Here is a 23,090-nt window from a genome sequence, read left to right on the forward strand (position 1 = left end):
TTTTACTCTAACTTATAGGGGTCAGGTCATTTCCGCGAGCGGCTGGTGAGCCCTCCTCGTGCTATCTCATCTTTAGGGGTCTCACCTATGCCTTTCCTCCCGCTGGAGTCTACGTGTATACGGGCTGCTGTTATGGAGTTTCTTCAAAAAGGAATTCAGCTACAGAACAATAAATTTACTTTCAGATCAGCCAGCATTTTTAACAAACAAATAAATTTTTTCCGTAATTAATAGCTATTGCAAGGATATGGCAACAACCAGCTCTGGGAAATACACGGAGACTCCTACGGGAAGAGAGGCATAGGTGAGACACTGAAATGCGTTAGCATGAAGGGGCTCACCAGCCGCCCGTGGAAAGCGCAGTGTATTTCCCAGAGCGGTCGCCGAAGTAACTTGTTTCCATTATCATCTAAAGATTTATCGTAAATAGAAGTTACGTCGTAGTTTACACGTTTTACGCAAAAACAACAACGAGTAACCGAAGTTCTAAGCCTTTGGAAAACAGTCCTTATTCAACCATTATCGTGACGTGACCCATGATTTAAATTTCCTCAATACGGGTACATTGAAATTAAACAGTTACTCAAGGAGGTAATATCATGGGAATGGAAAACAAGAATGGAAAACAAACACCACCAGCACAAGTACAAAGTAAGCAGCCAGGGATTGAATATAAAATGAATCCTGAACCTGAATACATCCGTGAAAGCTATAAAGGCAGCGATAAATTAAAGGATAAAGTCGCAATCGTGACCGGGGGTGACAGTGGGATTGGAAGAGCTGTCAGTCTTCATTTTGCCAAAGAAGGCGCAGATATCGCAATCATATATTTAGATGAACATGAGGATGCAAATGATACGAAACGTCTTGTTGAAAAGGAAGGACGAAAGTGTATTTTGATTGATGGCGATATCGGTAATCAATCCTTCTGTGAATCAGCGGTAACTCAAGTACTTGATAGTTTCGGCAAGGTCGATATTCTCGTAAATAATGCCGCAGAGCAGCATCCACAGGACAGTTTTATGGATATTACAAGCGAACAATTGGAACGAACCTTCCGGACAAATATTTTCAGCATGTTCTATCTTACCAAGGCTGTCTTGCCTAATCTGAAGGAGGGAAGCAGTATTATAAATACGTCTTCCATCACAGCCTATAAGGGAAATCCTTCGCTAATTGACTATTCTTCAACAAAAGGAGCGATTGCTTCATTCACAAGGTCCCTTTCCATGGAGCTTGTGGAAAAAGGGATTCGCGTCAATGGTGTGGCACCTGGCCCTATCTGGACACCTTTGATTCCTGCATCCTTCGGCAAAGAAAAAGTGGATGAATTCGGTGGAGACGCTCCAATGAAACGTCCGGGCCAACCTCAGGAACTTGCACCAGCATACGTATATCTGGCCAGTGAAGATTCAAGCTATGTTTCCGGCCAGATGATCCATGTAAATGGTGGAACCGTCTTAAATGGTTAATATATCGAAAAGCAATAAGGCTCTCCGTCATCAAACGGATAGCCTTATTGCTTTAATTTGCGTTCCTATTCTTCTGTTTCACAGTCAAGTAAATGATTCCACCTATAAACAGGAGGAAAACCCCTAGAACAAATCCAATAAAGGCCCAGTTTAATCCTTTATTTTCTTGTATCCCGTACACTTCAGTCGATTCCCGTGGTAAACCAATTCTATAGTCGCCATTTTCATTTTCCCGAACAAGATGATCTCCAAGGAATCCTCGAAGCTGCATTCCAGGCTTAATTTCCGAAACATCAACATATGCTGATTCACTGCTATTATTGATTGCAATGTACATTGTTTCTTCATCCAATGTACGCTTAAATACACTCATCGCCCCATCAGACCCGACTATTTCAAAGTCACCATGCCGCAATACTGGAAATTGTTCTCTTAAAGAGGAAATCCGATCATGGAATTCTTTTAATTCCGGTTCCCCGCTATTAAAAGGTACAAGCCTTTGGGAGTCTTCCGGCGTTGCGCCATACATCGGTAATTCCGTACCCTGAAGGAGTGATGGAGTTCCCGGAGTTGTATACATATAGGTCAGTGCCAATGACCAAGCTGTAAGCGAATTTCTCTGATTCTCGGAGTATAGTTGTGTAAACCGCTTTGTATAGAAGTCATCCATATATAGTAATCCATTTTGATTTGAAGCTGCTGACCATGTTTCATATATATCGGATACAGGATGATCGGGCTCTGCAAAAACAGTTGTCATGGATTCACTTAAAGTCATATTCTCAAAAGCGTCCAGATCTGTTTCCGCCAAAAGTTGCTCACTTGCTTCATCAGTAACAAGGATATCACCAAGTAAATAAAATTCCGGATTCGCATTTTTTATCTGACGCGTAAAATTTCCCAGGAAATCAATGCTTGACTGATCTACCGCGTGCAGCATAAAGCCATCGATATCTGTTTCTGTCATCCAGTATTCAGCGACATCCAATAAGTATGCTTCCACTTCAGGATTGTCAGAATTTAGCTGAACTGTGTTTTCAGCCCATGCTGGTTCAGTGATTTCCTGTTCGGTCACCCAATCTTCTTTTTCAGGATCATCCACGATTGGATGGGTATCCGCCACATAATTGGTTACGAATTCGAGTACTACTTTCATTTCCCGCTGATGTGCTTCCTCCACCAATGTATTTAAATCTTCCATTGTTCCAAGCTGTTCTTCCAGTGCATAGAAGTCTTCAATCCAGTAGCCGTGGTAACCGTTTTCTGCATTTTCCATCAACGGGGACAAAGAAATGGTTGTCACACCAATTTCCTGCAGAGAATCGAGCCTTGCAATAACACCTTGAAGATCCCCACCATGATATGCATAGGGATCCTCGATATCTACCTGCTCATCAATTTTCTGATCTCCATTATTGTACCTGTCAACCATGATATTATAAATAATTTCATCCTCGACTGTCCGCTCATCTTCTGCAGATACCGCCGGAAGAAATGAGGTTAAAATCAACAAAAATGTAACCGTAAGCATAAATGCCATTCTTTTCATATATGATCCCCCACAATAAATATAGTAACGCTTATTTTATTATTACTTATTGGCCCAAATAGTCAATGAAACCGCCCTTATTGTTGAAAAGACTTCACATGTTAGAAAGTTTCCCTTCCGCCCACTCTTAAGGGATCCCATCAGCCACTATAGAATGTCTCTATGTACACGAGCATGGATAAGTATTGTAGTCGCCCTTTTTGTCTTCTCAGGTCCAGCGTAATGGTTTTTATCCCCTCCAATAATTGATGATGTGTGCATTTTTTGGGACTCCCATAACAAATATTCCCATAAAAAAACTACCCCAGCGAGGAGGCAGTCGATCAAACCGTTCCATTAAAATTGAATTCCCATCGGTAAACGTACAAAGCCTAGTACCAGAACAATAACTAAAGCAATCCAGAACTCAATCCAAACACCTTTAGTCCGTTCACCATTACTGAGTTTAACCAGAATCCTTTCCATTGCAGCGATAATCCAGATTCCAGCAATCCCTTTTGTGATTGCTTCAGCCAGAATTGGCATGCCACTGTTTTGAATGTATTCCCAGACTAGAACTCCACCAGTATAGAGTATGAACAAGTAAACAAGTCGCAAAATCATGTGTATGATTTTTGCAGGCTTAGCTTTTCTCTGTTTTTGCATCATCATTGCAGCAACAAACAGGATAAATCCCAGTACCCAAGCAGTTATGTGCATATGTGTCACGTATGTATCCTCCTTTTTCAATGATTCATATAGGAACCAATTAAAAAATTATCTACCAGTATCATACCATGTAATAATGATTAATTACTATTTAAACCTCTGTATAAAAAATAATAATAGGTGGGTCTGTTATTGAATAATGCTGCAAATTCCGTCGCAACTGGTCCCCGTAATAATACCTGCAGAGACCCTGCTCCTTCCTGCGTCAGTTTCCGCACATTCATTCCCGCTCGCTCCTTTGACCGCTTCTTTTGCGGAACGGTTGTATGCTATTGTATGTAAAACTTCTCCATACCCATTCCGTTGGCCCAAAACGAAACCTCGTAAACCACCACTTGCTGAAAAATACTTGCAGTGCAAATATGAGCAACACAATCGCAATACCTGTTAAAGGGCGGATTGATCCATACAGACCAAAACCGATTCCATAGAAAAGCATAAAGCTAATGACAGATTGCAATATGTAATTCGTCAAGGCCATTCTCCCTACCGAAATAAATGGTTGTATCAGTTTTTGCCCAATCTCACTTTGACCTAGCAGTGTAATCGATACAATGTAGAAAATTGCAGATGCTGTCCCTCCAATATTATCTTGTATATAGGAGAACCAAACTGGATTGCCAAATAAATAGGGTCCCATTTTAATAACTAGGAAGACGAACAGGGAAATCTTACAAAGCCTTTTTAATAGTTTTGTATGTTTTTCAGGCTCATGAAGCCAGCGTTTACGTGCAAGGTACATGCCAAACAAAAACATTGGAAGCAATGCGGCTGTCAAAAATACGTATCCAAGCCCACTATTGGCATATAACCAGTCAGCGTAATTTTGTGACCAAATCGTGAGTAAATTGTTACTTTGATAATTTTCCAATGCCTGTGCAATTCCAGCCTGATTATACCCACCTAAATACGCACGGGTTTGATACATTGCCAGTGAGAGCATTCCTACACTTCCACCAAGAAGCAGGACGCCCCATAATAAAAGGTAACCATCCCTTACCTTCAAAAACAGAAGGAGCAGCATACCAATCAGTCCATAAGATAGAAGAATGTCACCATGCCAGATGACAAAAGCATGTATGATTCCAAATCCTATGAGAATGAGCAATCGCTTGAACAAAAAGTGATAAACATCTATATCGCGTTCCAAAAGTCGTTCACGAAGCAATTGGATTCCGAAACCAAATAAAATGGAAAAGAGTGTATAAAAGCTTGCCTGGAAAAATATATCAATGAACGCTAGTGTAAAATGATCGACAGGCGAATTCCAGGCTTCCTCCGCTCCACCATGTATGAAATAAGGCGCTGACAATGCTCCGATATTAACGATGAATATGCCAAACACCGCAAACCCTCTTGCTGCATCAATCCACTCGAGTCTCTTATTTTCCTTTACGGGTGTGAGATTAATGTTCATAATTTCTGTCCTTTCCGTAAAAAATTCTCATAGTAATATATTCGATAACACTATCTCGACATCCTGCTTTTGGTAAGGACTGTTGTCAAAAATGCATCGAAAAATAACCAGCTCTCTTATCCAGAAAGCTGGTTATTCATTCTTATGGCTGAACAGATGGTACACTTACCAGTAATTGCTTGGTAAAAAAGTACAAATACGTTTCTTTAACAGGGGCCCTCCATATTTCTTCAAGTGCTTTCCTATATAGAGACATCTGTGTTTCATATCTTTTAACGAGCTGATCTTGAACAGTATCTGTAACGTCCTTTGTAATCGTGTCTGTTTTATAATCCAGAATGACCCATCCATCATCTTTCGGTATGAGGCAATCAATTACACCTTGAATTAAAACTTGTTCATTTGTGTTGCCTTTCCAGTTTGCATATACCTCACTGGCAGGCAAAGTCAGACTGAAAGGTATTTCGCGGTATACTTCAGGACTCTCCATGATTAACTTAGCAATATCTGTAAGGAAAAATTGCTCGATTGCTTCACTATCGACGATATCTGCTTCCACTCTCGTCAGAATTTCCTTATCGGCTAAAAGCTCCACATATTCTTCAATTTCTTTTTTCGTTAAAGGTTTACTCATTGGCAAATGCTGCATGACCGTGTGCATGGCAGTCCCTTTTTCAGCTGGGGTGATCTTTTTCTCTTTCTGCATAAAATTTGGACGTTTTATAATCGGTGCTTTAAAAGATTGGACGAGTTGGTCATCACTGTAATCATCTTTGATTTCCCGCTGACGTTTCAGTTCGGTAACTGTCTGCTTAGCTCGGTATTTTGCTGCCTGTTCATGTGGGTAGTTGTAAGATAAACGTCGATCGACAAATGCCTGCAATTCGTTATCTTTCACATTTACCGGCTGCCAATCCATTATTTTTTCCTTTAGATTCAAATCCATTTCCTGTGTTGTTTCTTCCAAATTGGTAAGTTCACTGGCATGGATAACAGATACTTCCCATCTTGATGGATCTGCCTTGATCTCATTTAGCACGGCATCACCAATCTCTTCCGTTCGGATTCCTGCCGTCTCCTGATGACGGATAAGCGCAGGTCCAACCCAATCCAGATAGGTTTTGGACTCCATACGGAAATGTGCAGGAAGCACCCATTCCGAATGGTCAATCATTTTCTGCCATTTTTGCAGCTTCTTCTCCATCGATGCTACCGTGCCAACCATAATGAGCTTCTCTTTTGCCCGGGTCAAAGCCACATAAAGCACCCGCATTTCCTCAGCCAGAAGTTCCCGTAATTTTTCCTGCTGAAGTGCATGGTAAAACAGTGTCGGATAAGTGATACGCTTGATTGGATCAATATATTTACTGGCAAAACCCATATCTTTATGCAACAAGTATTTCTGTCTCAAATCCTGTTGGTTAAATTGTTTTTCCATTGCACCCAAAATAACGACCGGAAATTCGAGACCTTTACTTTTATGGATGGTCATAATGCGGACAACATCTTCCTGCTCGCTTAGCGCCCGTGCAGAACCAAGATCATCTCCCCGCTCCTCCATCCGCTCAATAAAACGAAGGAAACGGAATAATCCTCGGAATGAAGTGGACTCATAGCCACGGGCACGATCATACAGTGCACGCAAGTTAGCCTGACGCTGTCGGCCGCCCGGCATTCCTCCGACAAAATCATAATAGCCTGTCTCTCTGTAAATATCCCAGATTAACTCGGATAATGCTCCCTGTCTCGAAGCTAAACGAAATTGATTCAGCCGTTTTAAAAACTGTTCAATTTTTTCGGAGGTGCTGCCTGTATGTTTCTTTTCATATGTTACGACTGCCTCATAAAATGAATGATGCTTATCAGCCAGACGTATTGTTGCCAATTCATCCTCATTTAATCCAACAATTGGAGATTTTAATACTGATGCCATCGGAATATCCTGCCTAGGGTTATCAATCACTTTAAGCAGGCTGATCATTACTTTTACTTCGATTGCTTCGAAGTAACCGGTAGAAAGTTCTGCATATACGGGAATTCCCTGTTTTTTCAATTCATCTGCTATCGTTGCCGCCCATGTCATGGATCGCATTAGAATGACAATATCCCGATACTGCAGCTCACGCTGACTCTGGGTTTCCTTGTCCACAACCTTCATAGGGATGCTGCCATCCTTTTGCCCGATCCACGTTTTTATTTTTTCAGCGTATGCCCGTGCTTCCAGCTGGGCTTTCTCCAAGTCTTGGAAGTTTTCTTCCTCACCAGCTGTTTCTTCCTTCTCTTCCGCTGTTTCCCGGTCAATAATGAGCAGCTCAGGGTCAGGGCTATCGTAAGGCATTTCATCATACATTTTATTTCCATAAATCAACTCGGCATCTGAATCATAGTCTATTTCTCCGAGCTCTTCGTCCAGAATCTGACGGAAAATATAGTTTGCACCAGAAAGCACCTGCTCCCTGCTCCGGAAATTACTCGCTAAGTCAATTCGTTTTGCTATTTCCTGGTCATTTGCGAAGCGTTTATATTTTTCGATGAAAAGCGTTGGTTCCGCATGTCTGAAACGGTAAATGCTTTGTTTCACATCACCTACCATAAACATATTTCCGGCACCTGTCCGGTCACTGATCAATGTAAGGATCGTTTCCTGTACAAGATTCGTATCCTGATATTCATCAACCAATACTTCACTGAACTGTTTCTGAAACTGCATCGCCACTGCCGAAGGAATGATGTTGTCATATGTTGATGCATCATCCACCAGCAGCTGGAGGCATAAATGTTCCAAATCGGAAAAATCAACAAGTGCCTTTTCCCGTTTATGTTCTGTAAACCTCGCCTTAAATTGTTTGACGAGTTCTGTCAAGTGTTTAATGACCGGGGCCATTTCCTGCATATCTTCAATATGACTCGTTAAGTTCCTGTTGAACCATTTACTTTTCATTCCATCCCAGCGATCTTTATAACTTTTCCGGAGTTTTTTGACCTTTTCCTTCTTCAGCTCATCACAATCTACACGCTTTCCTGAAAGCTTGCCGAAAGAGCTCGAAATCATATACGATTGCAGTTCGTCCCAGGAGCCGATATGTGCTAAAGCATGTTGCAGCATCAATCTATCCGCATCAATCGTATCTGCATAATGGTATGGACCATCGTTTTCCCTTGTCATTGCCAAGGCAAGATCCATTTCCTGCTCAATTGCTTCAAATTGATTTTTCACTTCCTGATTAATCATTGTCAGCCAGTTTAAGTCCTTCTCTTTCCATTCATCCGGAATTTGATATGCTTCAGCCAATTGATCCAGCCACAGGTCCGGCCATGGATTTTGAGTTGCAAATGTATATAAATCAAGGATCAGATTTTCTACTTCCAGATCACTTCTGTCATTCGAAAAACGGTCCACCACAGCAAAAAAATGCTCCTGATTTCCCGTCTCGTCCCCGTACCATTCCTCAAACAGATCATCGAGCACTTCCTGCTTGATCAAGTCACCCTCCATATCATCAGCGATTCGAAAAGATGGATCAATATCAATCATATAAGCGTAATTTCTTACTACATCGAGACAGAAAGAGTGAAGTGTCGATATGGAGGCACGCTGCAGGAGTGATAATTGTTTTTTCAAATGTAAGGAACCCGGATTTGCTGCCAATGCTTTTTCAAGAGCCTGCCCTACACGATTCCGCATTTCCTGGGCGGCAGCATTCGTAAATGTCACGACAAGCAGGGAGTCTATATCTACCGGCTTTTGATTCGACAACAGCTTTTGGATAATCCTTTCAACCAATACGGCTGTCTTTCCTGATCCCGCAGCTGCAGCGACAAGAATATCACTACCATCGGAATAAATGGCATCCTCCTGTTCTTTTGTCCAATTAACCATTTACATTGTCCCCCTCTCTTAGCTGCGACAAGATGTCATCGTCCTTCATATCGGCTAGCTTTCTGTAATTATTTTCTTCCAATGCTGGATCGAATTGACATACCGAATGGAACGGACAGAACGTGCAGGCAATATTCTGTTTATGCTGATAAGGATTCAGATGCACTCCCCCGGTAGTCATGTCGAGTCCTGCATTTGTCATCAATGTATGAATATGATTTTGCAATGTTGCAAACGTCTCATGATCGGCAACTTTTGAGTAACTGTTGAAGCCACCGTTTTTCTTGATGCCTGCAGGTACAATTTGACTTGTACCTGTTTCAAGTGTTGTATCCATCATTTTAACGATTTCTTCGTTAGACAGCAGGAGTCCTTGCATCTTATATTTTTTGAAAATCTCTTCAGCAATTTCATCTTCATTCATTTTTCCCTTCCCTGAAATCATCGGATTATGGACGTGAAAATAGAGAACCCCTGCTGGTGTAGCCTTCGAACCAAGCCATTGCTCTGAATGGGTCAATACGACATTCAGATAAGACAGCATTTGAAGTGTTAACCCGTAATAGACTTCAACTAAATTCAATCCTTTTGCACTTGATTTATAATCTATTATCCTCAGGTACAAGGAGTCTTGATTTAAAGCTTTATCAACACGGTCTATTCTTCCGCGCAGCTGAAGCTCATAGCCATTGGGCAGCTGCATGCTTAATGGCGGCAATTGTTCCTTCTCGCCAAAACCAAGTTCCAAACCAACAGGAGAAAAATTACTTTGTCTTGCCTGCTCACTTAAAATATAGGCCGCCCTTGCGATGATTTCCTGCAGTTTCTGCTGGATATACTTATACCGGTTGGAGCTGCGCAAAATCTGATGCTGTAACACAGGAGCGAGCGTGTGAACCGCTCTTTGGGCATAATGGTCGGTATCTTTTTTGCTTAACTGGGAGAAATCTCTTCCTTCCACTTGGATCCATTCGGTAATCGTTTTTAGTGCCTCATGGAATAGCTGCCCAATATCCGGTGCATCAAGCTTATATGTTTTACGTTCATCCAGTTTCAGACTATATTTGGCAAAATGCTGATAGGAACACTTGTAGTAGGTTTCCAATCTGCTGACACTTGCTTTCACTTGTTTGGGGTAAAGCTGTTCTACCGTGTTTGTTGCCAGATTGATTGGCTTGTTTTCGTAATACAGACTTTGCAGAATGGTATAGGTTGTACCATGTTTCGGCTGGTTTTGCACATACCAGTTATATACTTCCCACCAAACCGGGCTTATCGGATAGCCTTTACGGCTTCTCGCCAATTGGGCGGTCAGGGCGGACCTCGTTTTTACCGATGTCGTAATGAAGCGCTCCGCTTCGGCAAGCTCATCCGGATCCTGGAGCAATACATGGTCCCTGCAGGCAGGAAATAAGTTCTCCATTCGCTTAATAAGCTGTGAAGGCAATTTCGCTTTTCCTTCTTCATCACTTAATGGATAACTGATTCTTAACTTGTCTTCTGCAACTGTGAAGGCAAGGTACATATAGAACCAATCATCGAGAAGCTGACGTTTGCCGCTGTCTGCCAGCCTAATACCATTTCCTTCCAGAATTTCCCGTTCCTCTTCATTGATCATGCCGTCTGCCGGTGGTTTCATCGGCCAAACGCCATCATTTACACCAAGCAAAAAGGCACATTTAACTCCGCTCATTCTTGATCTGTCAATCGTACCTACAGTGACATGATCAATACTCGGTGGAACATGGGCGAATTTCAATGTCTCAAATCCTGCCTCCAAGGTAGAATGGAAAGTAGACAGCTTCATTTTTTCGTCCCCTGCCATTTCAACCATTTCATCCAACAGCTGGATAACCGCATCCCATACTTGATCCTGCTCTCTTCCTTTTTCTGCTTCTCCATTGGCATCGTATTGCTCACGCATGTGTTCCAGGCGCCCTGGAACATTCAAATTTTCTAAAAGCATATACACTGCAACACATAAATCTCTGATCGTTGTTGCCTTTCTAATTTGCTCATCAAAAGGTTTTAATGCTTTCGTCACCTGCAGTCGATACTTATTGATGCGTTTTTGTGTCTCTTTCTCCGAATCGGTCTGGGCGGCATTCTCAAAACCGCGGAATCTTTGAAACTTCCATTCTTCATTGCCAAACCAGCGTTCACGTGAACGTATTCCATACTCCAGAACATAATTTTCCAATTCATCGATGGCATCATTTGTTAAAGGATAATCCTTATCGGATGGAGATATAAAATTAGTCTTGAGAACACGAAACACAGCTTCATAGCGCCAATTACCTTCAACCACATCCAATGCAGACCTGATAAATTCAATCAGTGAATGATTAAGCATTGTCCGTTTTTCATCAATAAATACAGGGATTTCATGATCATCAAAAACCGTATGTATCAAGTCATGATACATATCTGTCTGTCTGATAAAGACGGCAATATCCTGAAAACGGTAATTCTCCTCTCTTATTAGACGGAGAACTTCCTGGGCGACACCCTCAACTTCTGCACGTGGATGTACCGCTTCCGCTATTGTGATTGGCACTTCCCCTGCAAACTGCGGAGACGGTCTTACATCAAAGTATTCTTGTAAATGATTGAAATAAGGTCGATTGCGGAATTTGCCCCCAGTCGGATCAAGAACAATCGTTTCATCTACAGAGACGCCATTCTCATCGGCAATTTGCTTTAAAATATGGTAGGTCTCCGTTGTCTGATAAAATAAATCAAGTTCAGAAACTTCTGCGTCCGGGTCATCCAAAGCAAGTGTTACGGTCACTGAGTTGCACGTATTCATCAGTGCTTCCACAACAACCAGTTCCTTAGGTGTAAAGCTGTGAAAGCCGTCCAAATAAATATCTGCATCTTCCAGTAAGTTAGATTCGCCAATTTTTTCGGAAAGCAGCTGCAGTTGATCTTCACCATCAATATAGTTATCCTGCAGTACCATCACGAGTTTTTCATAAATGTATAATAAATCATCAAGCTTGTTCATTAATGCTGCTTCTCCGGGCGATTTATGGACAGACTGATTCAAATGTTCCATCTGCAGACGCAGCACTTCCGGTGTAACCTGGTACCGCTTGAATTCTGTTATCATTGTCTCCAGCTGGTTTAAAAAGCCTTGTTTTTCCATGGCCTTTTGAAAAACCTGCCAATCACCTTGCTTTTCTTCTATAATCTTGCGCAGCATCATCTGAATACCGACCGAACTGATGAATTGTCTTGTCCCTCCACCAGTTTCCTGCAATATCCGCCAGGCGAGTCTTGAAAAACTTACCACCTGGGCCCGGATGCTTCCCTTTATATTCTCATCATTAAATAAAGCGAATTCCTGTTGAAAGGTCATTTGATCTGGCACAATATAAAAAATTGGGGAACCTTGAGGGTTATGAATCAATTTTTCTTTGATTTCATCCAGCGTTCTTCCGCTTTTTCCTGTACCGGATCTTCCTGTAATAAATCGAAGTCCCATCTTTTTAGCCCCCGTAGAATAGTATGGATAGATTTAAAAAAATTTAAATAGAGCCTCCATCTATTTTACCAAAGATAGAGGCTCTATTATAGAAATGTACTCACTTATTCAGCTATTTTCCGAAACTCAATTTTGTCTGGGACAGCGGCCAGTATTTTACGTCCACTTTCCCTACAAGCTGGTCGATTGAAATAAAACCGAATGATCTGCTGTCCAGGCTGTCCTGCCGGTTATCCCCCATGACAAATAAATGGCCTTCTGGCACTTTCTCTTCACCAGTTGTTTGTTCCAACGAAAAGTTAGTGGTAAAGGGTCTGGAATCGCTGGCCTGCACATATGCATCAAGGAAATCTTCCTTCACATGCTCTCCATTTACATATAACTGGTCATTTTTGTATTCAATCTCGTCTCCAGGCAATCCGATCACCCGCTTTACATAATCATCCTCTTCATTCGCATGAAAGACAATCACATCGAAGCGATCGACATTCTTTAAATCGTAAACAATTTTATTTACCATTAGTAAATTACCATCGTATAGCGTTGGTTCCATAGATTCACCGTCAACAACATAGCTTGCAAAGAGTGTTGACCGTAAAATTACCGCAAGCACTACTGCAAGTACGACTATGGGAATCAGTCTGCGATAGTTATATTTTTTCATTTTATCTTCCTCCAAGGTCGTTATCTACTCTTATCATTCCCAGGAGGAAGCTATTTTAATCTTTATTCATATTTGGATAGTTCTTATTGATGACCTTTTTTTGCACCCTTTTTTCAATATACTTCCCTAACATCCAAAATAGGACAATACCGACCCCAACCACGATCGTTTTAATCGGATTCTTTGCGAATTCCATTATACTGGACCCTATGTAGGCTATCGAGAAAATCATCACCGTTTTCCCTAATAAAACGGCGAGAATAAACTGTTGTATACTTACTTTCGACAAGCCCGCCACGACATTAATAATTGCCGATGGGGAGAAGGGAAAGCACAGGAGCAGAAATAACGGTCCGAATCCGTGTCGTTCCACCCATGCAGTAATACGCTTTACCTGTCTATTTTCGCGGATCTTTTTAAGGAATTTCGTGTTACCCAACCTTCGAATCACCAGAAATACGACAATCGCTCCACTGCATGCACCGATCCAGGAAAATAGAAATCCCTTCAATAAACCGTATGCCGCTGCATTTGCCATGACAAATACAATCAGTGGCAGAAAAGGAAGAAATGCTTCTATAAAAGGCAATAAAATTCCTGGCAATGGTCCCAATCCTTCATACTGATTCAATAGCTGCTGAATAAATTCTTCCAGTCCTTCATTCTCAAGGACCGTTCTCCAATTGGAAAAATTGATGTTTAGTAGATACATTTAGACGAATTCTCCTCATAATACGTGAACGGCTTCTTAATCTTACCTATATTTTAAAGTAATCAGACAAAAAAGCATAGTTTTAACAATCCTGCTGGCCACTTTCCTTTTATTATCCTCATTTTTAATTTTAGTAGTGTATTTTTATTTACTTTATCATATAATAGGAACAAACGTTCTATTTTGTGAGGAGTGGATCATCATGCGCTATCTATCAGACGAAGAATTCCAGCTGGCATCCCGATTTCTCTTCCTGTCCATGGCAATGGTTGTAATCAGACAGGATATCAGTCATATCCAGAATGGAGCTTTCAAAATTAAAGAACCCTACGTAAAACTTTTAGAGAAAATGGAATCGGAAGCGATCTCTGAACGGAGAAGATTAAAGATGGTGATGAGGCAAAAAAATATGCAGATTGTCACACTAAATAAAAATGATTCTTTCTCATCTTTTCTCTTTCTCTGTCAGGGCCGCGAGGAAAAGCGCAATTACTTTAATCCTGCTATACGAAAAAAAGTGGAGGCCATCGTTCAGGAACTTATGATGAAGGCTCTGCCACCATATCAGCGGGTAGATGCTGGTGCAAAAACCTGATCCGATTGTCCAAAAGGTACCGAAACTGGGCCGTACGCTGCAATTGATTTAACATGGATCCGTACGAGATATCGATAGTGACTTTTCTGCCATTTTTAAATAGAATTTCTGTCTTTTGCTCTGGGGCTCTTCCGACTTTATCGATGTGCGAATGAGCGATCCAGGAACATTTCTGACTTGTTGGTGAGGTAGTAGGAAAAAAATACATTCCGCTTGAAGGGTCAATGGAGATTGGCGCTTTATGTGTGATACCGCTGATGTCTTTGGTTCCATCCTGCCTTCCTTTGAGGCTCGCTCCAAAAAATCGACATGCATCATCAATAATTTTAGTAGGGGTACCATCCAAAACATACTCGGCATCTTCCTCCAGAATACGCGTTATCTGTTCGCCGTCCGGATCACGCTCAGAGATAACCGCCATCGTAAACGGAGTAATTTCATGCGAGGTAAAATAATAATTTTTCAGCATTGCTATTCTTCCTTTCCAAGAATAATAAAAAGAAAGTGGCTTAGGTACTAATTTATCATATTTATAGGTAAAATGGTATATATAAACCTAATTTTTAGAAAAAATAATATTTTTTCATTAAGCAGACGGCGACATCCAGTTTTAGTTCAACGATTAGAAACTTGGCATGTGCCGAGCCTTTTGATGACAGCCTTAGTTGCACTTATGCAGATAGGAAAGTTTCATGCTTTCCTATCTGCCAAAATAGCCCACTAATTTTATATTAGCGGGCCTGCTTCTAAATTAATATAAGAGATCAATGAAATCTTCTTTCGTAATTCTGCCGAGATAGTGGGATACATCAAAGTCCTTAAGCGTTTCTTCTATTGCTTTGCGCTCATGCCGCACCCCTGTAACTGTATTTTCAAGTTCTTCTACATTTCCAACCCCGAAGAAATCCCCATAAATCTTACAGTTCTCGATTATTCCTTTTTTAACATCCAAACGGACATCTACCAGACCTGCATCAAATTTATGCTGCTTCTGTACATTAAACGCCGGAGATTTCCCATAATTCCATTCCCATTTCTGGTAGCGATTTTCGGATATTTTCTTGATGTTTTCCCAGTCTTCATCTGTCAATACATACTGAGGAACATCTTTGATGTCATCAACTTCAAATACATATTTTAAAATTGTTTCTTTGAATTGTTCCATCGTAATTTTTTCCTCAAGAAATTCAGAAATATTTGCTACCCTGCTGCGAATTGATTTAATACCTTTTGATTCAATTTTGATTTTTTTAACTTTCAAAGCCTTCGTCAGCTCTTCCAATTCCGAATCAAACATAAGTGTACCATGACTGAACATACGACCTTTTGTGGAGAACATTGCATTTCCGGAAATCTTGCGTCCTTGCACAGCCAGATCATTCCGTCCCTGCATTTCTGCAGGCACTCCCAATTTATTCATCGCATCAATCATCGGCTGTGTAAACTTGGCAAAGTTCTGGAAACTGTTACCATCATCTTTAGTTATAAAACTGAAGTTAAGATTCTGCTCATCATGGTAGACGGCCCCACCACCGGAAAGACGGCGTACGACCTTAATTCCTTTTTCATCCACATAATCAGTATTGATTTCTTCTATCGTGTTTTGGTTTCGTCCAATAATAATGGATGGCTGATTTATATAAAACAATAAATATGTATCCTTTTCACCGAAATTCTCCAAAATATATTCTTCGATAGCCAGATTAACCATAGGATCTGTGATTCCTCTATTGTCAATAAACTTCATTATGCTTTTCCTCCCTTTATCTGCCTTTTATATGTTAAGTTTAATTCAAAAAATTGAACTTATCAAAGGAAATAGCTCGACAGTCCTATTTCTGCCAAACTATTCCTTCTTTAGCCAACTGAATCGTTCCACTAAAGGACTTTCGCGCTTCTTCAACCAATTGATTGAGATTACCGAATTGGGGCAAGTGGCTAAGCATCAATGTATTTACCTGTGCAGCCTCAGCTAGTTTTGAGCCTTCTTCACTGTTCATATGGCCAGCTTTCGAGCCATCCTGACCGGCATAGTAGTTACAATCCGCAATCAATAAATCTGCCTTCTCTGCAAACGTACTCCACTCATCTTTATAGCTTGTATCCGCAGTGTAGACGATAACACTTTCCCCATCCGAAATTCGCATTCCATAGCATGGTACCGGATGGACAGTTTCAAGAAATCGAATGGAAAATGGACCTATTTTCAAATCTTTAGCAGGGTCATAAGGCACTCCCTTTGTGTATTGATGGGTCAACGAATCAAATCCTACTCGATCCTTCGTATGTCCATAAATCGGGAGTGTTTTTTCAGATCCTTTTACATAGTGTTCAATCAGTTTGGCATATTGCAGCACCCCAATATCTGCTATATGATCATGGTGGTAGTGGGATACCAGGACGGCATCCAAATCGGAAATATCTCTGTACTTTTGCAATTTGGACAATGATCCACTTCCAGCATCAATCAGTAAAGAAAAATTGTCCTTTTCAAGCAAATAAGAAGAAGTAGCTCCATCCTTCGCCGGATAGCCTCCCCAGAAGCCGATTACAGTAAGTTTCATAATAAAATCACTCCTATTTTTCAAAATGTTGTAACACAGGGTTGACAGCACACATACTGTTATAATACAATGGGTTTAATATTAAATACGCCATTATAAAGAGGAGGATACACATGATCAGTGTAATTGAGTTTTTCAGAAATTTGCCTAAAAAGAAATGCTCCCAATGTGGTCAAGACATGGTACATGAAAAAGCTGATTGTTACGGCAATGTCTGTGATGAATGTGACCATCCTGCAAGATAACAGGAACACCTAATATGCTGAACCTCCAAAATGAAAAAAATATCCTTAATCAAACTGTACTACAACAAAATAAATATCTCTAGCTGCAACTGTTATTATAGTTGCAGTTTTTATTTGCAGATACAGTATAGAACTTTCCTTACTTGTATAAATCCAGGCCAGGACATACTTCCACAGGCTTAGATATCCGCCTTCGTTTCCTGATCAATATATCAGAAAGTTCTATTATTCTATTGAGTTTTATATTACAATTTATAATAGTTAAGAAATATATTTGGAAAGGGAGCCTGTATATGTCAATCACAACTACAACAAGATGGAGCCGTTCCGATGTACCAGAGGAACAGACATGGGATTTAACTGATTTATTTCCTCATGAAGCAGCCTGGGTACAAGAGCTTGTCAACATCCAGAAAGCTGTAAGCGAAGTTACTGATTATAAAGGGAAATTAAATTCTGATTCCGCAACTTTATTAAATGCATTACAAACATTGGAAGCTTTTCAGCAACGGGTAATTCGTGTTGCTGTTTATGCAAACCTTCGTTCAAGCGCAGATGGGTCAGATCCGGACAATCAACGAGATTCAGCGAAGGTATCTTCTGCAATGGCCTCCATTAATGCAAAACTGTCCTTTTTCCAATCAGAATTACTGACTCTGTCAGCTGAAACGATTGAGCAGTTCCTAAATGAGCAGCCTGAATTGAAAACATATCAGAAGATGCTGGAAGACTTGCTGGAAGATAAAGCACATACCCTTTCACCGGAAATGGAAGAAACACTTGCAGCACTGAGCGAAGTACATAATGCACCATATATGATTTATCAACGAAGCAAGTCTGCGGATATGGAGTTTGAATCCATTAATAACCCTGATGGCGTTGAACTGCCAATGTCGGCAGCTTTATATGAAGACCGTTATGAGTTCTCGGCTGATACCAATACACGACGGGCTGCATATGACTCGTTTACAAAAACATTAAACCAATACAAGAACACTTTTGCTGCAACCTATGCCACCGAGGTAACGAAACAAGTTACAATGTCAAAACTGCGCAATTATGATTCTGTTACAGATATGCTTTTGGCACCGCAGCAAGTAACGAAGGAAATGTATCATAATCAATTAGACGTTATCCAAAAAGAACTTGCACCACACATGCGGCGTTTTGCTAAGTTGAAAAAGGAAAAACTCGGTCTGGATGAAATCCGCTATTGCGATTTGAAAGCACCTCTCGACCCTGAATTCAATCCAAAATCGACTTATGAAGATGCAACAGCAACAATACTAGAGGCGTTGAAAGTAATGGGGCCTGAATATACTGAAATAATGAGAGAAGGTATTGCCAATCGCTGGATCGATCGTTCGGATAATGTCGGAAAAGCAAATGGAGCATTCTGTTCAAGCCCGTATGGCATACATCCATACATCTTAATCACTTGGACCGATACAATGCGTGGTGCATTTGTACTTGCTCACGAGCTTGGGCATGCCGGACATTTCTACCTTGCAGGTAAAAATCAATCACTTGTGAACACCCGGCCTTCCACTTACTTTATTGAAGCACCTTCGACATTGAATGAGCTATTATTGGCAGAGCATTTAATGAAAAATACAGATGACGTCCGGATGAAACGCTGGGTCATTACACAGTTACTTGGAACGTACCATCACAACTTTGTAACGCATTTACTGGAAGGCGAATACCAGCGCCGTATCTATGACCTGGCAGAACAAGGGGTTCCGCTGACAGCAAATGTATTATGTAAAGAGAAACAAGAAGCACTTGAAAACTTCTGGGGAGAAGAAGTTACCTTTGATGAAGGAGCAGGACTCACCTGGATGCGTCAGCAACATTACTATATGGGACTGTACCCATACACCTACTCAGCTGGTCTGACTGTTTCAACGGCAGTAGCCCAAAAAATTAAAAATGATGGCCAATCAGCAGTCGACAGCTGGCTTGATGTACTAAGGGCAGGTGGCACACAAAAACCGCTTGAACTCATTAAACAAGCCGGAGTTGATATGTCCAAGCCAGACGCTATTAAAGTGGCTGTACACTATGTCGGTTCTCTAGTGGATGAATTAGTAAAGAGTTATGAATAATGTATAGGAAGATGACCAGCAATGGTGCTGGTCATCTTTTACTTGGCAGATAGGAAACCAACATGGCTCCGCTTTGCATAGCCATGTTGGTTTCCTTTCTGAATAAGTGCAACTAAGTCTGTCACCGAAAGGCTTGGTGAGTTTTTTAATGTGATGGAATGGGTTCTGGAAAGGTTAGGGGGTAGTGGTGCCGCTCATTTGGTCCATCATTTAATTATTATGCACCCCAAAGCAACCCTTAAATCATTTCTCCGGGAATACCCTGCTATCCATTCAAAAACTGTACCACTTCCGTTGCACTTCTTTCTCCATGTTCGATGCAGTCTGGTATACCGACCCCATCATAGGAGCTGCCGGTTAAAATTAACCCAGGTAATTCCTTGGATACATTTGTACGCACCTGAGATACCAGCTCCAGATGCCCTACATGGTATTGGGGCCTGGCATCTTTAAATCTTGTAATGATGCTGAATTCAGGTTTTGCTTTTATTTTCATAGTTTTATTCATATCTTTTAAAACAATGTCTGTTATTTCTTCATCCGATAAATCAACTATTTCCTGATCATCCGGTCTACCTACATAGCAACGGAATAGCGCTTTGCCTTCCGGTGTCGTGGTTGGCCATTTACGATGGGTCCATGTGCATGCAGTGATTCGGTAATTGCTGCTTCGGCTGACAAGGAACCCAGTGCCATCAATGTCCTTCTTAATAGCTGCTTGATCAAAGGCCACAACGACATTTGCCGTCGATGTGGCAGGAATTTCATATAATTTCTTCAAAAAATCGTATTGACTGAGCATGCCAGGGACTGCTGTGTGAGGTGCAGCCATAATTACAGCATCTGCTTTGTACACTTTTCCGTCACTTAATAAGAGATGGTAGCCATGTTCTTTTTTCTCAATATGGTCAACAGCAGTGTTGATGCTTATTATTTTATCGTCCAGCTTTTCTATGAGTCCTTTTACCAGCGTTTCCATACCGTCTTCAAAAGAAAAGAATAAACTTTCCGCCTGTTTCCCTTTAGAATGTTTCGAAGCCTTTGGCAATGTTCTTTGTAAACCCTTTATTAAACTTCCATGCTTTTGTTCTACTTGATGGAACATTGGGTAAATTGCTTTCAGACTCATTTTGTCGATATCGCCGGAATGAATGCCTGACAATAACGGATCAATCTGATTATCAACAAGATCATTGCCGAACCGCCGACGCATAAACATGCCAAGCGATTGGTCACCTTCAACCTTGCTTTTTGGCAAAACAAGATCCATCAGGGCACGCAGCTTTCCTTTTGATGAGAAGACATTGGAAGCCAGTAATGGGCGGATTTCTTTGGGAACCCCCATAAATGTCCCTTTAGGCATTTTATGTAATTTATTCTTTACCAAAATATAAGATTGTCCAGTTCCATTACGAACTGTCTGATCACTCAATCCAAGCTCTTCAACCAGTTTTACTGCTGCAGGTTTTCTGGCCAAAAGCGAATCGGGTCCGAGTTCAATTGTAAAACCATCTCGCTTGATGCTCTTTATTTTGCCACCAAGGTGGCTGCTTGCTTCAACCAGTTTGACTTCAAACGGGAGATCATTTTCGCTTATTTGCTTTTGCAAATTGTAAGCGGCGGATAATCCTGTGATTCCGCCACCTACAATAACTATTTTTTTTGTGGCCATCACACTTCACTCTTCACTTTGTTCAACACTACTTTTGTAAGTGTATGGATGAAGTCAGGGTGAACGTTTGGCATTTCAGGACGGTGGTATTTTGCTCCAACTTCATCACAAACAACTTTACATTCGTAATCGTTGTCATATAAGACTTCCAAATGATCTGCGATAAACCCGACTGGTGCATAGACAAATGAACGATACCCTTCTTTTTCATAAAGGTCACGTGTAAGGTCCTGCACATCAGGCCCTAACCATGGATCTGGAGTGTTTCCTTCACTTTGCCAGCCGATTGCATAGTTTTTGATATCAGCTTTTTCTGCGATAAGATCAGCAGTTTCTCTTAATTGATCCGGGTAGGGATCCCCATTTTGCAAAATTTTCTCAGGCAGACTATGTGCAGATACAATGAGTACGGCTTTCTCACGTTCTTCTGCAGGCATCTCTTCATAGATTTTGTTAATGCCATCGGCCCAGAACTGGATAAAACCCGGTTCTGCATACCAGTCTTTGACAGAATCAATTGTGATGTTGTATTTCTCTGCTTCTTTTGCAGCGCGCTCATTGTAGGATTTTACGCTGAAAGTTGAATAATGTGGAGCCAATACGATGGATACCGCTTCTGTGATACCATCTTTTGCCATTTCTTCTACTGCATCTTCAATGAAAGGAGCAATATGCTTTAATCCAATATATGCTTTGAATTCATACTCATTTTGAGCTTCATTCAAATTGGACTCCAAAGCATGTGCCTGGTCTTGCGTAATTTTTGCCAATGGAGAAGTTCCACCAATTGCTTTATAGCGGTCTTTTAAGTCCTGGAGCGCTTCAGGTTCTGGCTTTCTTCCATGGCGGATATGTGTGTAGTACGGTTCGATTTCTTCCTCTTTATTCGGCGTACCATATGCCATTACTAACAGTCCCATTCTTTTCTTTTCCATTTTTCTGCACCTCTTTGTAAAATTTTCATCTATTTCTTTGTGTATGAATGAATAAACGCTGTCAATTTCTTCAATGTATCAGGTTTAATATCAGGCGTAACACCATGACCTAGATTGAAAACATATTTTCCTTGCTGCATCCCTTCGTCCAGAATTTCTTTTGTACGTTTCTCGATTGTTTCCCAATTAGTAAGCAAAATTGTCGGGTCAAGATTTCCTTGCACAACTTTAGTCACACCCATTTTACGTGCCTCCGTAATGGATGTGCGCCAATCAAGACCAATCACATCTACAGGCAGGTCATTCCACTCAAGCAATAAGTGGCGTGCACCCACACCAAAGATAATTAGAGGTACATTGTGTTTTCTCAGTTCAGAAAAAATTCTTGTCATTATCGGTTTGATAAATATACGATAGTCAGCTGCATTCAGGGAACCGACCCATGAATCAAAGATTTGAATGACCTTCACGCCCGCTTCAACTTGTGCATCCACATAAGTGATGATCATATCTGCCAGCTTGTCCATCAATGCAAACCATGTTTCAGGCTCACTGTACATCAATGCTTTTGTTTTATTATAATTTTTTGATGGCCCTCCTTCAATCATGTAACTTGCCAATGTGAAAGGAGCTCCACTAAATCCGATTAACGGAACTTCAAGCTGTTCTTCCGTCAAAAGGCGAATTGTATCAAGTACATAAGGTATATCAGAAGCAGGATTTAATGCTCCCAATTTTTCCACATCATTGAAGTTACGAATCGGATTATGGATTACCGGACCAATACCGCTCTTTATTTCAACTTCCACTCCCATTGAAGGTAGCGGTGTCATGATATCCTTATATAAAATCGCTGCATCCACACCATAATTTTCTACTGGGAGCCTTGTTACATACGCACATAATTCAGGCTGATGGGTGATTTCAAATAAAGAGTACTTTTCTTTCAGTTCACGATATTCAGGCTGGGAACGTCCGGCCTGCCTCATGAACCATCCCGGAATAAAATCTGTCTGTTCCCCATTATAAGCTTTTAAAATTGTATCATTAATTATTTTAGACATAAGTTTCCACCCTTTTGC

17 protein-coding genes are annotated in these 23,090 nt (G+C 41.0%); 4 read left to right on the top strand and 13 right to left on the bottom strand.

Annotated elements, in window-relative coordinates; all coding sequences use genetic code 11:
• Positions 1 to 599: 599 nt before the first annotated feature.
• A complete protein-coding gene (locus tag A4245_RS16040) occupies positions 600 to 1,472 on the top strand; it encodes an SDR family oxidoreductase (RefSeq protein WP_067729753.1) in 873 nt (290 codons plus the stop codon).
• Between the two features lie 52 nt (positions 1,473 to 1,524).
• Here the strand turns inward: A4245_RS16040 and A4245_RS16045 are convergent, their stop codons facing one another.
• From A4245_RS16045 to A4245_RS16075, 7 genes are all read right to left on the bottom strand, one after another.
• Positions 1,525 to 3,021 carry an alpha-amylase family glycosyl hydrolase gene (locus tag A4245_RS16045; protein WP_067729755.1) on the bottom strand — a complete coding sequence of 499 codons (1,497 nt, stop codon included), beginning with the start codon at positions 3,019 to 3,021 and terminating at the stop codon, positions 1,525 to 1,527.
• A gap of 336 nt (positions 3,022 to 3,357) precedes the next feature.
• Positions 3,358 to 3,720: a YisL family protein gene (locus A4245_RS16050; protein ID WP_324609864.1), complete on the bottom strand. Its 363-nt coding sequence runs from the start codon at positions 3,718 to 3,720 to the stop codon at positions 3,358 to 3,360.
• Positions 3,721 to 3,949: 229 nt separating this feature from the next.
• Complete coding sequence (locus A4245_RS16055; protein ID WP_199860699.1) at positions 3,950 to 5,146, bottom strand: DUF418 domain-containing protein; 1,197 nt, start codon at positions 5,144 to 5,146, stop codon at positions 3,950 to 3,952.
• 142 nt (positions 5,147 to 5,288) lie between these two features.
• The gene (gene addA / locus A4245_RS16060; protein WP_067729759.1) at positions 5,289 to 9,026 is read right to left on the bottom strand and encodes a helicase-exonuclease AddAB subunit AddA; all 3,738 of its coding nucleotides are present in this window, start codon (positions 9,024 to 9,026) and stop codon (positions 5,289 to 5,291) included.
• Positions 9,019 to 12,513: a helicase-exonuclease AddAB subunit AddB gene (gene addB, locus A4245_RS16065; protein ID WP_067729761.1), complete on the bottom strand. Its 3,495-nt coding sequence runs from the start codon at positions 12,511 to 12,513 to the stop codon at positions 9,019 to 9,021. Before addB ends, addA begins: the two co-directional genes overlap by 8 nt.
• 112 nt (positions 12,514 to 12,625) lie before the next feature.
• Positions 12,626 to 13,177, bottom strand: coding sequence for a signal peptidase I (gene lepB, locus A4245_RS16070; RefSeq protein WP_067729763.1), 552 nt, complete (start codon positions 13,175 to 13,177; stop codon positions 12,626 to 12,628).
• Positions 13,178 to 13,232: 55 nt separating this feature from the next.
• The gene (locus A4245_RS16075) at positions 13,233 to 13,889 is read right to left on the bottom strand and encodes a TVP38/TMEM64 family protein (RefSeq protein ID WP_067729765.1); all 657 of its coding nucleotides are present in this window, start codon (positions 13,887 to 13,889) and stop codon (positions 13,233 to 13,235) included.
• A gap of 202 nt (positions 13,890 to 14,091) precedes the next feature.
• Here A4245_RS16075 and A4245_RS16080 point away from each other — a divergent pair, with 202 nt between their 5' ends.
• Positions 14,092 to 14,484 carry a YhjD family protein gene (locus A4245_RS16080; protein WP_067729767.1) on the top strand — a complete coding sequence of 131 codons (393 nt, stop codon included), beginning with the start codon at positions 14,092 to 14,094 and terminating at the stop codon, positions 14,482 to 14,484.
• Here A4245_RS16080 and A4245_RS19800 read toward each other — a convergent pair.
• The 3 genes from A4245_RS19800 to A4245_RS16095 all read right to left on the bottom strand — a co-directional run bounded on the left by A4245_RS19800 (position 14,429) and on the right by A4245_RS16095 (position 17,048).
• Positions 14,429 to 14,953: a competence protein ComK gene (locus tag A4245_RS19800; RefSeq protein WP_084268836.1), complete on the bottom strand. Its 525-nt coding sequence runs from the start codon at positions 14,951 to 14,953 to the stop codon at positions 14,429 to 14,431. The genes A4245_RS16080 and A4245_RS19800 overlap by 56 nt on opposite strands.
• Before the next feature lie 282 nt (positions 14,954 to 15,235).
• The gene (locus A4245_RS16090; protein WP_067729771.1) at positions 15,236 to 16,231 is read right to left on the bottom strand and encodes a lipoate--protein ligase; all 996 of its coding nucleotides are present in this window, start codon (positions 16,229 to 16,231) and stop codon (positions 15,236 to 15,238) included.
• A gap of 85 nt (positions 16,232 to 16,316) precedes the next feature.
• A complete protein-coding gene (locus A4245_RS16095; RefSeq protein WP_067729773.1) occupies positions 16,317 to 17,048 on the bottom strand; it encodes an MBL fold metallo-hydrolase in 732 nt (243 codons plus the stop codon).
• A 113-nt stretch (positions 17,049 to 17,161) separates the two neighbouring features.
• Between A4245_RS16095 and yhfH the strand changes: the two genes are divergently transcribed.
• On the top strand, positions 17,162 to 17,293 hold the full coding sequence (yhfH, locus tag A4245_RS19805) for a protein YhfH (protein WP_084268837.1): 132 nt from the start codon (positions 17,162 to 17,164) through the stop codon (positions 17,291 to 17,293).
• Positions 17,294 to 17,586: 293 nt separating this feature from the next.
• A complete protein-coding gene (gene pepF / locus A4245_RS16100; RefSeq protein WP_067729775.1) occupies positions 17,587 to 19,401 on the top strand; it encodes an oligoendopeptidase F in 1,815 nt (604 codons plus the stop codon).
• Between the two features lie 265 nt (positions 19,402 to 19,666).
• Here pepF and hemY read toward each other — a convergent pair whose 3' ends face one another.
• From hemY to hemE, 3 genes are read right to left on the bottom strand one after another with little or no spacing between them, the layout of a single operon-like run.
• Entirely contained in the window at positions 19,667 to 21,073 is a 1,407-nt protein-coding gene (gene hemY, locus A4245_RS16105) for a protoporphyrinogen oxidase (RefSeq protein WP_067729777.1), read from the bottom strand.
• Positions 21,073 to 22,008 (bottom strand): ferrochelatase, encoded by a 936-nt coding sequence (gene hemH / locus A4245_RS16110; RefSeq protein WP_067729779.1) that lies wholly within the window; start codon positions 22,006 to 22,008, stop codon positions 21,073 to 21,075. The genes hemY and hemH overlap by 1 nt, the downstream gene beginning before the upstream one ends.
• 29 nt (positions 22,009 to 22,037) lie before the next feature.
• The gene (hemE, locus tag A4245_RS16115) at positions 22,038 to 23,072 is read right to left on the bottom strand and encodes a uroporphyrinogen decarboxylase (protein WP_067729781.1); all 1,035 of its coding nucleotides are present in this window, start codon (positions 23,070 to 23,072) and stop codon (positions 22,038 to 22,040) included.
• Between the last annotated feature and the right edge of the window lie 18 nt (positions 23,073 to 23,090).

Source organism: Oceanobacillus damuensis (assembly GCF_001618145.1).
Taxonomy (GTDB): Bacteria; Bacillota; Bacilli; order Bacillales; family Amphibacillaceae; genus Oceanobacillus; species Oceanobacillus damuensis.

What these genes read in the sequence shown, in the direction of transcription:
- A4245_RS16040 (WP_067729753.1), top strand. Translation starts at nt 600, where the DNA reads ATGGGAATGGAAAACAAGAATGGAAAACAAACACCACCAGCACAAGTA.
- A4245_RS16045 (WP_067729755.1), bottom strand. Translation starts at nt 3,021, where the DNA reads ATGAAAAGAATGGCATTTATGCTTACGGTTACATTTTTGTTGATTTTA.
- A4245_RS16050 (WP_324609864.1), bottom strand. Translation starts at nt 3,720, where the DNA reads ATGCACATAACTGCTTGGGTACTGGGATTTATCCTGTTTGTTGCTGCA.
- A4245_RS16055 (WP_199860699.1), bottom strand. Translation starts at nt 5,146, where the DNA reads ATGAACATTAATCTCACACCCGTAAAGGAAAATAAGAGACTCGAGTGG.
- addA (WP_067729759.1), bottom strand. Translation starts at nt 9,026, where the DNA reads ATGGTTAATTGGACAAAAGAACAGGAGGATGCCATTTATTCCGATGGT.
- addB (WP_067729761.1), bottom strand. Translation starts at nt 12,513, where the DNA reads ATGGGACTTCGATTTATTACAGGAAGATCCGGTACAGGAAAAAGCGGA.
- lepB (WP_067729763.1), bottom strand. Translation starts at nt 13,177, where the DNA reads ATGAAAAAATATAACTATCGCAGACTGATTCCCATAGTCGTACTTGCA.
- A4245_RS16075 (WP_067729765.1), bottom strand. Translation starts at nt 13,889, where the DNA reads ATGTATCTACTAAACATCAATTTTTCCAATTGGAGAACGGTCCTTGAG.
- A4245_RS16080 (WP_067729767.1), top strand. Translation starts at nt 14,092, where the DNA reads ATGCGCTATCTATCAGACGAAGAATTCCAGCTGGCATCCCGATTTCTC.
- A4245_RS19800 (WP_084268836.1), bottom strand. Translation starts at nt 14,953, where the DNA reads ATGCTGAAAAATTATTATTTTACCTCGCATGAAATTACTCCGTTTACG.
- A4245_RS16090 (WP_067729771.1), bottom strand. Translation starts at nt 16,231, where the DNA reads ATGAAGTTTATTGACAATAGAGGAATCACAGATCCTATGGTTAATCTG.
- A4245_RS16095 (WP_067729773.1), bottom strand. Translation starts at nt 17,048, where the DNA reads ATGAAACTTACTGTAATCGGCTTCTGGGGAGGCTATCCGGCGAAGGAT.
- yhfH (WP_084268837.1), top strand. Translation starts at nt 17,162, where the DNA reads ATGATCAGTGTAATTGAGTTTTTCAGAAATTTGCCTAAAAAGAAATGC.
- pepF (WP_067729775.1), top strand. Translation starts at nt 17,587, where the DNA reads ATGTCAATCACAACTACAACAAGATGGAGCCGTTCCGATGTACCAGAG.
- hemY (WP_067729777.1), bottom strand. Translation starts at nt 21,073, where the DNA reads ATGGCCACAAAAAAAATAGTTATTGTAGGTGGCGGAATCACAGGATTA.
- hemH (WP_067729779.1), bottom strand. Translation starts at nt 22,008, where the DNA reads ATGGAAAAGAAAAGAATGGGACTGTTAGTAATGGCATATGGTACGCCG.
- hemE (WP_067729781.1), bottom strand. Translation starts at nt 23,072, where the DNA reads ATGTCTAAAATAATTAATGATACAATTTTAAAAGCTTATAATGGGGAA.